Raw genomic sequence first — 11569 nt, 5'->3', positions numbered from 1 at the left:
CCGACCGTTACCTTAACGCCTTATGCTGCCTCAGTCCTCACCGGCCTTCGCCTCTGAACACAAACAAAATGACCGCACAAAAACACCATTATTCTGACCAAAACGTTATGCAAATCAAACACAAACCTTACAGACACCCCATCATGGTGACTCACGACTGAACAAGGGTCTTAATTGCCGCTCTTAAAGTGAGCTGTTATATTGTCAATGCGCAAAATGGGTTTCACAACTGAAGCTAACCCATTGCCCATAGAGTTTGACGCAAACTTTGTTGGGTTTATCGGGCGTACACTGAATTCAAAAGCGTCAATCAAATGACATGGCAACGCATCACGTATGCCATGGATTTGAACAAGCAGGATGAATCATCACACCTGAAATTCAGGTGTTGGACACGCGTGATGAACCCGTGTCCATACACAATTTTGGCTCAGATGCCCCAAAAACGCATCTGAGCAGCCTATTAACTGGCACTTTGAATTTAGTGATTGCCGAGCTGGGCTCACGTGAAGCGTCGACCCGCTCGATCATGACAAGTCAGTGATCGGCAAGTCAGAGATCGAATGGCAAAGCGCTCGAACAGAAAAAGCCCAAACAGAAACAAAAAACCTGACAGCAAGATCTCAAGGTTTAAAGCAAAAAGGTTTTAACACAAAGATTTTTAAAGCAAAGGTTTTTAAAGCAGACAGCTAAAAGCAGGACAACCCACCGCATGTCGGTTGTGCTCATCACAAAGGCCTCCATTGAATACGCCTTTGGCGAGCTCATCGACCGCTGGGATAACGAATCAGGCCCGGTCAGCCGGGCACAAGTTGAACCGTGGGACCAAGCCCGCGTTCACGCACAACGTTTTATGTTGCTTGTCTGGTGGCAAAAGCGGACCAGGCGGAGTGCTGGAATAAAAGAATTGGACAGATACCAACGGACGATGCCTATGAAGACAAAAGATGACTCATGCTGCATCGTGCCGAATCCAACTCCCGTCATGACCACCCATGAACACCACTGGTATCGGGGATACTCCATACCAGTACAGGCTGGACTGTATCAGCCATTAAGTTAATGGGCGAGCAGGACAGCGGTAAGTCACTACTTATCGACATAACATAAAGCGCTACGATGAGCGCTCAAACAGCAACATTGGCTTGGAGCCCAGCTACTCATAATTTAATGGACGCTCCATGAAACGAATGTTAATTAACGCAACCCAACCTGAAGAACGCCGGGTTGCGCTTGTCGATGGTCAAAGACTCTACGATCTGGACATCGAATCGGGTTCACGTGAATCCAAAAAAGCCAATATTTACCGTGGCAAAATCACTCGTATCGAACCAAGTCTGGAAGCCGCTTTTGTCGATTTCGGCGCAGAACGACACGGCTTCCTACCGCTTAAAGAAATTTCGCGGGAATACTTCTATCGAGATGGAGGTGATGGCCGCCCCAATATTAAAGATGTACTGCGTGAAGGGACCGAAGTCACCATCCAGGTTGATAAAGAAGAACGTGGCAACAAAGGCGCCGCGCTGACGACATTTATCAGTCTGGCGGGCCGTTATTTGGTGCTGATGCCGAATAACCCTCGTGCAGGTGGCATTTCACGTCGTATCGAAGGCGATGATCGCGCGGCGCTGCGTGAAGCCATGAACGGCCTTCAAATCCCTAATAAAATGGGCGTTATCGTTCGTACCGCCGGTGTCGGTCGCAGCACCGAAGAACTCCAGTGGGATCTCGATTACCTGGTCAAAATTTGGCAAGCCATTCAGCAGGCCACAGCTGAAAACAAAGCCCCTTTCCTGGTCTATCGTGAATCCAACGTTATCATTCGCGCCATGCGTGACTACCTGCGCACGGATATTGGCGAAGTTCAGATCGACAGCCCGGAAGTGTACGCCGAGGCCCAGACCTTCATTCAACAGGTGATGCCGGCCTATCAGAACCGCATCAAACTGTACCAGGATGACGTCCCCCTCTTCTCGCGCTTCCAGATTGAAAGCCAAATTGAAACAGCCTTTGAGCGCAACGTTAAACTGCCCTCTGGCGGCTCAATCGTCATCGACCATACTGAAGCGCTGGTCTCTATCGATATCAACTCTGCCCGCGCCACAAGAGGCGGCGATATCGAAGAAACGGCGTTACAAACCAACCTCGAAGCAGCGGATGAAATTGCACGCCAACTGCGCTTACGCGATATTGGTGGCTTAATCGTCATCGACTTCATCGACATGAGCCCGGTGAAAAACCAGCGTGAAGTCGAAAACCGCATGCGCGACGCGCTTAAGGTGGATCGTGCCCGCGTTCAGATTGGCCGTATTTCACGCTTTGGTTTGCTGGAAATGTCGCGTCAGCGCCTGCGCCCCTCTCTGGGCGAAACCAGTGGCGTGGTCTGCCCTCGCTGTGATGGACAAGGCACTATTCGTGACGTTCGCTCCCTTTCGCTTTCGATTCTGCGCCTGATCGAAGAAGAAGCAATGAAAGAGCGTTCAGCACAAATTCGCTCGGTAGTCCCCGTGGCCGTCGCGACTTTCCTACTGAACGAAAAACGCGCGCAAATTGCTGATATTGAGCAACGCCAAGATGTTGAAGTGCTGATTCTGCCCAACCCCAACATGCACACGCCCCACTACCAGGTTGACCGGTTGCGGGATGATCATGTCGAAGAAGAAGGCGACAGCCCTCAGGCCAGCCATGAAATCGACACGTCCGAATATGCTGATCCGGAACCTGACCTCGGCGAACAGCCCGTCAGAAACCTGACAGAAGCCGCAGTGAAAAGCATTGCTCCGCGCGCGCCAGCCCCCGAGAAAACCGCGAACAGCGCACCGACCAACAGCAAAGCTCCGGCACCTAGCGGCGGCTTGCTAACCCGCCTGTTCAAAGCGCTGTTTGGCAGCTCAGACGACAGCTCAGACCGCCAAGAACAGCGCAGCACGCAAACGGACTCTCGTCAGCGCGACAATAATCAGCGCGACAACAGCCAACGCACAGAGCGTCAAAACTCGCGTCAACGCCAAAACGACAACCGTCGCAACAACAGCCGGAATAAGCCTGATTATCGTCAGAAAGACAAAGACGATACAGAGCAAAGCAAAGGGCGTGATTCTCGCTCCAACGGTCAGTCTAAAGACACGGCGAATAAAGACAGCGGTAATCGCGATAACGGCCGGGATAAAAAACGCAATCGTGACGACAACCGTCAAGATAAGCGTAAAAACAATCCAAAGGATAACCGCTCGAACAAGCAGAACGCAGCGGAGAAGTCCAACGATAACCAGGACCGGGATGCACAGGCAAAAGAGAGCGCATCCAAAAACAACACAAACAAATCTCAAAGGGACCAGAGTTCCAAATCTCAGGACCAAAAATCCTCAGATAACAGGAACCAGGACAACAAGCCTCAGGACAACAAAGCCCAAGACAATAACACCCAAAACGATGGCAAGCCGAAACGCCAGCGCAATAACCCGCGCAGCCGTCGCCGTAATGAAGCCATAACGGGCGATCCGTTGACACCACCTGATTTCAGCCAGTACCCGCCGGCCGAGATCAGTGATGATACAGTCGCGAAAGACAAAGTCGCTAAAGACACAACGGCTCAAGCCACTGCTGCCGAAAAAGCCGCCACGGAAACCCCTGTGATGGAACAAGCAGCCACTGAACAGCCTGCGGCTGAAAAGCAATCGGTTGAAAAGCAATCAGTTGAAAAACAAGCGGCTGAAAAAACTGAAGCCAAGACCCAGCCGCAGCACAACGCCTCTAACAACGATGCGAACCAACATAACGCATCAACCGCTGACACGAGCCAAAGTGACAGCCAAGAGGGCAACAAGGCTAACGACAGCACGGCTAAAGGCAAACGCAACGCTGAGCAAGCCAAAAGTGACGACAAACCGCAAGAACGTCGCCCACGCAACAACCGACGTCGTCGCCCGGAGGGCAAAACTTCCGAGGACAAAAAAGAGTCTAGCAAGGCGCCACACAGTGACTCGGCACAAGCGTCTAAACAACAGCCTGAAGCGGCGACAGCGAACACTCAGCCTGCACAGCAGCACGCAGAGACCAGCGAAGCCAAAACAGCGAAGCCTGAGACTGCCGTGACCCAAGAAGCGACAGCGAAGCCAGCTGAGGCCAAACAGCCTGAAGAGAAGCAATCTCAAGAGAAACAAGCTCAAGAGAAACAGCTTGCGGTGAAAACTGCTGACACGACACCCTCGTCTGACCAAGCAACAGCCGAGACAGTCACGGATGAAACAGCAGCATCCGAAAAAACGGTGGCAGATAAGGCCAATCTTGAGGCGCCCAAAGAGGCCAAAACAGAAGCCCCAACACCGGCGGAAACCACCGCTACGGCACCTCAGGCCCAAGCCTCTCAAACAACCGAGACGCCTAAAGCTGAAACGGCCAAAGCCTCAACAGGCAACACAGCAGCAGCGCCTCGTAAAGGTCGCGCACCTAACGACCCCCGCGAAATCCGCCGACGCCAGCGTGAGGCCGAAGCCGCCGCCCGTCAGAACGGCGACAATAACGGCGAATAACTGCGCTAAGACCGCACCCCGGTGCGGTCATCTCTTTCGGCTTTAAGCGCAACAACGAAAAACGCCACGGACCGAACAGGCCAGTGGCGTTTTTTCATGTAGTCAACCTCATCCGTGATACACGAGTCGTACCGGACTCCCCCACGGCATCACGGTTATCAAATTAAGAAAACAGGAACCCCTTCAAACAAAACCAGCGATTCACCTAACGGGCAGAATGAAACTCCCGAGAGAGGGCCACTAGAGCCACATGCAGAGCTTATTGGCTCGCTCGGCCAAACCAGATCAATACGTCTTGGTCGTATTAATACTGAACCAGACGACCTTTTCATCTTCCAAGCCCACACTGATGGTCGAATACACATCAATCCACACGCTTTCATCGCCGGGTAGATTATGGGCCGCCTTAAAAGCCACTTGGTCTTGTTGAGAGAGTTGCTCCTGTACCCAATAGGTATAAAAAAGCGTTTCATCCTGTGTTTCGCTAGGCGATCCCAACGCCGAAACCACTTCGGCCCGGCCCATCCCCACTTTCAGCCCAATACCATTCACCGCAGGCGTTGACGTTGTACCGCATTGAGGCCAAGCCTCATCAACGGCCGTGACCTCATAACCAAACCCCAGATTAGACACCGTGAATTCGACTCGATGTGGCCCAGTGAGGTAGCAAAGATTCCGGGCACCATGAAGGCCTTCATAAAGGCTAGCATCCCCCAGTTGGGCCTTAATTGGCTCTAATGACCCCTCCGCTATCGACACTCCCAGAATATCGTAACTCGCCTGAGGCATATAAGTGCCTCGCTCACCGTCATCCAGCAATGACGGCACACGATACCCCGTCTCAGCACACAGAGTGGCTGAAAAGGCCATGAATAAAGGGGTTAATAGAGAGATTAATAGAAACTTCACTGATTCATTCGCCTCACGAGGTGATAAAAGAACACGCTATAGAGGTCATTCTAGCGTCTTTCACCCCTTGAGTTGTATCGGCCACGCAATCTCAATGATGGGATATGGCTTGGTCAGTTGGATCTCGAATGATGGCTAAATGTGTATCGACGATCACTTGGGACAATCAGCCGAGCACTTTGATTGTTTAGCCGCTTCTCGACAAGCTTGATCAGCACGCTTGAGTAAGGTCGGAATACGATATTGGCCAGCCATACTTAAGACCTTATTTTTGGCGATATCCAATTCACCAGTAGTCGTGACATAGAGAGGCTTTTCGCTGCTACCTCGATATATTTCATACTCCGAACTGATCCCTAAAAAGCCTTTCTTCGCGACGCCAATAACCTCAACTTTTTGCGCTAATGCATCAAAGAGCCTTTTACCCAGACCTGGCTTTTGCTTACCATCAAGGTAAACATAGCCATCAACAAGGATACAAGTAGGCACTAATTCATGTTCATCTAACAACGTTAAGAGGCAGGGAAGTTCTCGTTTGTAGAAATTCCCCGGTTCATACGCTTCAACCTCTTGTACGATTGAGGTGTACTCTGCGACAGGCTTCTCAGAATGCCACTCATCAAATAACACGCCCGCGACAAATGCTGATTTACCATCATATTGCACATCAACAGCTAATATCATTGGATTAACCGAGGCTCGGGTTCGAGGTGGATGCCAAAGCGGTCGGCGATATGGTGTTGAATGTGGTGTGCCAGGCTCAAGAGGCCCCGCAGGTCGCCGCCACCGAAGTGGACGAGGACGAGGGGTTGGCGTTGGTGAACACCAAAGGCGCCGTGTCGGAGGCCTTTGAGGCCGCATTGGTCAATCAGCCAAGCAGCCGGGATTTTGACTTGACCATCGGTGGTGGGGTGTTGCGGCATTTGTGGGTAGGTGTCGCGCAACCGGGTGGCTTGATCAACGGGAATGATGGGGTTTTTGAAGAAGCTCCCCGCGTTGCCGAGTACTTTTGGGTCAGGTAATTTTTCTTGGCGAATTTGGATGACGGTGTTGGCGATGGCCTCAGGGGTCGGCACTTGCCCAGCTAAACGCTCGGCAAGATCGCCGTAGCCCAAGACAGGAGTCCCTTGGCGCCGCAGGCGCAGGTGTAAGGCGGTAATCACCCATTGATCTTGCCAGTCATGCTTGAAGCGGCTATCACGATAACCTAAAGCGCAGTCGTCAACGCTGAGGGTTGTGTGCTGGCCATCGGCCACAGCCATGACTTCAACATTAAGCAGGACATCTTTCAGTTCAACACCATAAGCACCGATATTTTGAATCGGTGCAGCCCCCACCTGGCCAGGAATCAGGGCGAGGTTTTCCAAGCCATAGAGGCCTTGCTGTACACTCTGCATGACCAGTTGGTGCCAGTTCACCCCGGCTTCAACCCGCCAGATCACGTGATCGCCATCATCTTGCAGGCAGGCCATGCCGTTTAAACAAGGTTGAATCACCCAAGCGTGAAGCTGAGGCGGGAGCATCAGATTACTGCCGCCACCTAAGAGCAGCACGGGATGCACCGCCTCGGCCGCTTCGGCTAATGCGGCTTGCAAGGCCGTGAGGCTATCGGGTTGAGCCAGATAATCCGCACGCGCCGGTAGCCCCAGAGTATTGAGTGAGGTCAGATCAACTTGGGGGCGGAAAAGGCTCACAGGTATGGTCTGGCTCATTGTGCACCCAAACGCTTGAGCAAGGCATCACTGGCCGTTTCAATCAGATCCAGCACATGATCAAAACCGTCCGGCCCGCCATAGTAAGGGTCAGGGACTTCATGTTCGGCGAGATCTGGGGCAAGGTTAAGGAACAGTTGGATTTTAGCCGCGGCGTTCTCGTTAGAGGCCATGGCTCTTAAATCCTTTAAGTTCTGTTCATCCATTGCGAAGATCAAGTCGAAATTGTCCAAGTCTTGCGCTGTGACCTGTCGCGCACGCAAAGCTTCCAAGGCATAACCACGGCGCTTGGCGGCTTGTTGCATGCGTTCATCGGGCGCATGGCCGACATGCCAATCACCCGTACCGGCTGAATCAATCTCTAGCGGTGTCAGTAACCCTGCCTGTTCGGCCCGAGCACGAAAAACGCCTTCAGCGGCCGGTGAGCGACAGATATTGCCCAAGCAGACAAATAAAATACGGGAAGTCGACATGGTCACCTCGGAGTTGGATTTTTAGCCATTTAGCCATTTAGCCATTTAGCCATTTAGCCATTTAGCCATTTAGCCATTTAGCCATTTAGCCATTTAACATGCTTTGCTTAACGCACTGGGTTGAGTAACAGCGTTTCAACACGTCGGGCATCCGCTTCAGTATCCACCCCATGCGGATGAGGCTGGGCTGCTTGCGCCACATGGATACGCTCGCCTTGCCAGAGGGCGCGCAATTGCTCCAGTTGTTCGCATTGTTCAATCGGTGCCGGGGCCCAACTCACATAACGATGCAAGAACCCCACTCGGTAGGCATAGAGCCCGATATGGCGGTTAAACAGCGCCCCACCGGGGAGCTTATTAGGGATTTGACCAGGCTGAAAATGATCACGCGACCAAGGCATTGGGCTGCGGCTGAAGGTCAAGGCCAAGCCGTTGATGTCCGTCGTCACTTTCACGATGTTCGGATTGAACACGGCGTCGACGTCATCAATGGGCTCACACAAGGTCGCGATGCTGGCTTCGGGGTGTGCCGCCAAGTTGTCAGCCACTTGACGAATTAAAAGGGTCGGCAGTAGCGGTTCATCCCCTTGGACATTGACCACAATGTCGTCATCATCAAAGCCCGCTTGGGCGACAACTTCTTGTAGGCGATCCGTGCCACTGAGATGATCACTTCGCGTCATCACCACTTCAGCGCCAAAGGCTTGGGCAGCGGTTTGAATCCGTTCATCATCAGTCGCGATAATCACCCGTTGGGCATCACTTTGATGCGCCAGCTGCCAGACCCATTGAATCATCGGTTGGCCGGCTAACATCAGCAGTGGTTTGCCCGGCAAACGCGATGACGCATAGCGCGCCGGGATGATTACGGAGTAAGCCATCAGGACGATTTCTCCAATTTCTCATCAGCGCTGAGCTGCCGCGCTTCTTCTTCCAACATCACAGGAATGCCGTCACGCACAGGGTAAGCCAGCCCATCAAAGCGGCAGAGTAGTTCTTGGGCTTCGCGATCATAATCCAATTTGGCATGGCATAACGGGCATACCAACATAGCCAGTAGTTGCTTATCCATTTGATATCTCCAGTATCCATGGTCTGATTGACCACAGGTTATTCGGGTTATTCAGCAGGGTGCGGCCCCGTATGCTCATCGCTGCGTCCCCAGTGAAGGCTCACTCCCAGCTGTTGTAGCTGCTGAGAGAAGGCTGTCATCAGCGCTTCAGGAAGCACGGCTTCAATATCCATCACCCAGTGCTGAGCATTGAGTTGATGGCGTAATTTTACCGCATCCTTGGCGGTCATGATCCAGGGGAGTTCGGGTTCAGCTTGTAAGTCTGCCTGAGTGAGTACCGCATGATCAGCTTTAGGGTGAGGTGTCACCGCTAACCCAAGCTGGGTCAGTTGATCAAAAAAACGCTGCGGGTGGCCAATGCCCGCCAAGGCATGCACGCTTTGGCCAGGTAAAAAAGGGCATGACTTTTGGACAACACCGTCACCCCGACGCCATTGACTGATGGCTAATGAAAAAGGCAGCGCTGAGGTTAATTCAGGATGATCACATGCCGCCGAGCGTCCGCCGTTCAGCAACACTGCATCCACCGTGCTTAACCGTGCCGCCGGTTCGCGCAAGGGGCCAACCGGTAAGCAGTGGCCATTGCCAAGCCCGCGCTGGCCATCAACAATGACCCATTCAATCTCCCGCGCTAGCGCTTGGTGCTGTAAGCCATCATCGGACAAGATCAACTGTACAGGGTGCGCAGAGACTAAGGCCTTGACGGCTTCCGCCCGTTTCGGCGCGACAAAGACCGGACAGCCGGTTTGTTGAGCCAGCATCACCGGTTCATCACCCGCCTCAACAGGATCACTTTGAGCCGTGACGGGCCACGGGTATGACGGTGCTTTACCGCCATAGCCACGACTGACAATCCCCACCGAAACGCCTTGCTTTTGTAACCATCGGGCCAGCGTAGCAACCACGGGGGACTTGCCACTTCCGCCCACGGTGAGGTTGCCTACTACCATCACTGGCACCCCGAATTCACGTCCTCTGAGCGGTCTTCCTCGACGCTGCACCTGTCGCCTGAATAACTGCTCAAGCGGAGTTAACGCAGCCAAAGCTCCGGGGTTAGCCTGATACCATCGCTGTTCAACCCAATGGCGCATTAACTGATTCCTAGATCCATCGGGGTCTCTTTTTGCATGCCATGCAGTTGTGCATACAAGCCGCCTTTGGCGATCAATGTTGGGTGATCACCGTCTTCAATAATCTGCCCTTGATCCACCACCAGAATACGATCGGCCTTCTCAATGGTGCTCAAACGGTGAGCAATCACAAAGGTTGTCCGGTTGCGAGAGACTTCTTCCAGCGCCTGCTGAATATGACGCTCGGACTCAGTATCCAACGCGGAAGTGGCCTCATCCAAAATTAAAATCGGTGCATCACGCAACATCGCCCGAGCAATGGCAAGACGCTGACGCTGTCCACCTGAAAGCATGACGCCGTTATCACCCACTTGGGTATCGAGCCCATGCTCCATATGCTGGACGAATTCGGTGACATGAGCGGCTTGGGCGGCGCGTTCAATGTCCTCACGGCTCGCATCGGGCATACCGTAGGCGATATTGGCGGCAATGGTGTCATTAAACAAGGTGACATGTTGAGTCACCAGCGCAATCTGAGAGCGCAAGCTACTCAGCGTCAACGCTTGTAATGGGATGCCATCCAGTAAGATCTGGCCTTCTGTCGGCTCATAAAAGCGTGGTAACAAGCTTGCCATGGTCGATTTACCACTGCCGGAACGCCCGACAAAAGCCACCATCTGGCCCGGCTCAATATCAAGCGAGACCCCACTTAAAGCCCAGGGCTGGTCATCGGCATAGCGAAACTTCACTTGATCGAAGGTCACGGCCCCTTGAGCTCGGGACAGCGCTTGCGTGCCTTCGTCACGCTCCAGCGGGGTATCCAGCAGATCAAAGATATCCTGAGCAGCAGCCAAGCCCTTTTGAATGATGCTATTGACATCGGTCAGTTGTCGCAGGGGCTTAGCCATTAAAGAAGCCGCCGTCAAAAAGGCAATAAACTCACCAGGGGTCATTTGTCCCATTAAATCGGGGGATAGTGCCATCCAGACCAGAATACCCAGTGCCATAGCCACCAGAATCTGAATCAGTGGTGTGCTCACCGCTTTAGTGACGGCCATTTTCATGGACTGACGACGGTTATCATCACTGGCTTGATAAAAACGACGGCGCTCGTGATCTTGCCCTCCAAAGCTGCGGACCACCCGATAACCACTCAAGGCTTCCGAAGCCACATGGGTCACATCCCCCATTGAATTTTGAATATGTCGGCTGATCCGCCGGAAGCGTTTACTGGCATAGGCTACGATGCATCCGATCAGCGGGGTCACCGCGACGAATACCAAAGAAAGCTTCCAGTTAGTCCAAAACAGATAGCCCATCAAGCCCGTCACAAAAAGGCCCTCACGAATCACCACCGTCACCGCATTGGTGGCCGCGCCAGTGACTTGCTCCACATTAAAAGTGAGACGTGAAACCAAGTGGCCGCTGGAATGCTGGTCATAAAAACGGGCCGGTAACCCGAGATAACGCTCGAACAAGTCAACCCGTAAATGGTGCACCAGTTGACGCGCAATATGCGCCATAAAGTAAGTGCCCAAGAAGGTGCCTACGCCCCGTAGCGCGAAGACGCCCACCACCATCAAAGGGAACATCAAGCGATTCTCGACCATGCCATTTTGAATGGAATCCACCAGCTGCTTCATCAGTTCAGCAAAAGCCGTGCTGGAACCGGCATAGATTGCATAGCCGAAGACGCTGAGCACAAATGCAGGCCAATAAGGCTTCACATAGCTCATCAGGCGGATATAGCGCTTAAACCCCATATTCACCCGAGCGTTTTGATTAACATCAGAATGACTCA

At 52.8% G+C, this 11569-nt stretch carries 10 protein-coding genes; 2 read left to right on the top strand and 8 right to left on the bottom strand.

Annotation, left to right across the window (positions count from 1 at the left end; translation table 11 throughout):
• Positions 1-712: 712 nt before the first annotated feature.
• A complete protein-coding gene (locus BFW38_RS04870) occupies positions 713-1063 on the top strand; it encodes a hypothetical protein (RefSeq protein ID WP_068997376.1) in 351 nt (116 codons plus the stop codon).
• A gap of 118 nt (positions 1064-1181) precedes the next feature.
• A complete protein-coding gene (rne, locus tag BFW38_RS04865; protein WP_068997375.1) occupies positions 1182-4532 on the top strand; it encodes a ribonuclease E in 3351 nt (1116 codons plus the stop codon).
• Positions 4533-4817: 285 nt separating this feature from the next.
• On the opposite strand, the gene BFW38_RS04860 is transcribed toward rne, so the two are convergent.
• The 8 genes from BFW38_RS04860 to msbA all read right to left on the bottom strand — a co-directional run bounded on the left by BFW38_RS04860 (position 4818) and on the right by msbA (position 11531).
• Complete coding sequence (locus tag BFW38_RS04860; RefSeq protein WP_068997374.1) at positions 4818-5441, bottom strand: hypothetical protein; 624 nt, start codon at positions 5439-5441, stop codon at positions 4818-4820.
• A 153-nt stretch (positions 5442-5594) separates the two neighbouring features.
• Positions 5595-6125, bottom strand: a complete 531-nt coding sequence (locus BFW38_RS04855) for an endonuclease V (RefSeq protein WP_068997373.1) — start codon at positions 6123-6125, stop codon at positions 5595-5597.
• Complete coding sequence (murB, locus tag BFW38_RS04850; protein WP_068997372.1) at positions 6122-7153, bottom strand: UDP-N-acetylmuramate dehydrogenase; 1032 nt, start codon at positions 7151-7153, stop codon at positions 6122-6124. Before murB ends, BFW38_RS04855 begins: the two co-directional genes overlap by 4 nt.
• Entirely contained in the window at positions 7150-7626 is a 477-nt protein-coding gene (locus BFW38_RS04845; RefSeq protein ID WP_068997371.1) for a low molecular weight protein-tyrosine-phosphatase, read from the bottom strand. Before BFW38_RS04845 ends, murB begins: the two co-directional genes overlap by 4 nt.
• A 107-nt stretch (positions 7627-7733) precedes the next feature.
• Positions 7734-8507: a 3-deoxy-manno-octulosonate cytidylyltransferase gene (gene kdsB / locus BFW38_RS04840; protein WP_068997370.1), complete on the bottom strand. Its 774-nt coding sequence runs from the start codon at positions 8505-8507 to the stop codon at positions 7734-7736.
• Positions 8507-8698, bottom strand: a complete 192-nt coding sequence (locus BFW38_RS04835) for a Trm112 family protein (protein WP_068997369.1) — start codon at positions 8696-8698, stop codon at positions 8507-8509. The genes kdsB and BFW38_RS04835 overlap by 1 nt, the downstream gene beginning before the upstream one ends.
• Before the next feature lie 47 nt (positions 8699-8745).
• Positions 8746-9789, bottom strand: a complete 1044-nt coding sequence (gene lpxK / locus BFW38_RS04830) for a tetraacyldisaccharide 4'-kinase (RefSeq protein WP_068997368.1) — start codon at positions 9787-9789, stop codon at positions 8746-8748.
• Entirely contained in the window at positions 9789-11531 is a 1743-nt protein-coding gene (msbA, locus tag BFW38_RS04825; protein WP_068997367.1) for a lipid A export permease/ATP-binding protein MsbA, read from the bottom strand. Before msbA ends, lpxK begins: the two co-directional genes overlap by 1 nt.
• Positions 11532-11569: the final 38 nt, after the last annotated feature.

Origin of the sequence: Terasakiispira papahanaumokuakeensis, from assembly GCF_001709345.1 — a bacterium.
GTDB classification, from domain to species: Bacteria; Pseudomonadota; Gammaproteobacteria; order Pseudomonadales; family Halomonadaceae; genus Terasakiispira; species Terasakiispira papahanaumokuakeensis.
The sequence above is the reverse complement of the archived record's forward strand: the minus strand, read 5'-3'. Positions and strand labels throughout refer to the sequence as shown.

Coding starts and splice junctions, on each gene's coding strand:
- BFW38_RS04870 (WP_068997376.1), top strand. CDS start 713: ATGTCGGTTGTGCTCATCACAAAGGCCTCCATTGAATACGCCTTTGGC.
- rne (WP_068997375.1), top strand. CDS start 1,182: ATGAAACGAATGTTAATTAACGCAACCCAACCTGAAGAACGCCGGGTT.
- BFW38_RS04855 (WP_068997373.1), bottom strand. CDS start 6,125: ATGATATTAGCTGTTGATGTGCAATATGATGGTAAATCAGCATTTGTC.
- murB (WP_068997372.1), bottom strand. CDS start 7,153: ATGAGCCAGACCATACCTGTGAGCCTTTTCCGCCCCCAAGTTGATCTG.
- BFW38_RS04845 (WP_068997371.1), bottom strand. CDS start 7,626: ATGTCGACTTCCCGTATTTTATTTGTCTGCTTGGGCAATATCTGTCGC.
- kdsB (WP_068997370.1), bottom strand. CDS start 8,507: ATGGCTTACTCCGTAATCATCCCGGCGCGCTATGCGTCATCGCGTTTG.
- BFW38_RS04835 (WP_068997369.1), bottom strand. CDS start 8,698: ATGGATAAGCAACTACTGGCTATGTTGGTATGCCCGTTATGCCATGCC.
- lpxK (WP_068997368.1), bottom strand. CDS start 9,789: ATGCGCCATTGGGTTGAACAGCGATGGTATCAGGCTAACCCCGGAGCT.
- msbA (WP_068997367.1), bottom strand. CDS start 11,531: ATGGGGTTTAAGCGCTATATCCGCCTGATGAGCTATGTGAAGCCTTAT.